1 protein-coding gene is annotated in these 264 nt (G+C 33.7%); it reads left to right on the top strand.

The features are described from left to right. On the top strand, window positions 1-177 hold a 177-nt coding region (locus tag KVT27_RS25085; RefSeq protein WP_217582218.1), incomplete at its 5' end, for a DUF2179 domain-containing protein. Window positions 178-264 lie beyond the last annotated feature (87 nt).

Below are 264 nucleotides of genomic sequence, written 5' to 3'. Positions count from 1 at the left end.
CTAGAATACGGTGGTTATTCAAGAGAGAAATTCAAAGAAATTTCTTGCGTAATTAACCGTTTAGAAGAAAGTAAAATGAAAGAACTTATTAATGAAATCGATCCACACGCCTTTATTACAGTTTATGACGTAGCAGAAGTAAAAGGCGGTAATTTCAAGAAACGTGATATTCATTAATCGTTATATAAAAGGGGGAGTGCCAAAATTTTGGCACACCCTCTTTTTATTATTAAGTTGCTACCGATGTGAGTTTTTGTCGCAAAG

This window comes from Lysinibacillus sp. GbtcB16, assembly GCF_019091145.1.
GTDB lineage: Bacteria > Bacillota > Bacilli > Bacillales_A > Planococcaceae > Lysinibacillus > Lysinibacillus fusiformis.
Note: the sequence above shows the minus strand (reverse complement) of the source record. Positions and strands in the feature narration are given on the sequence as shown.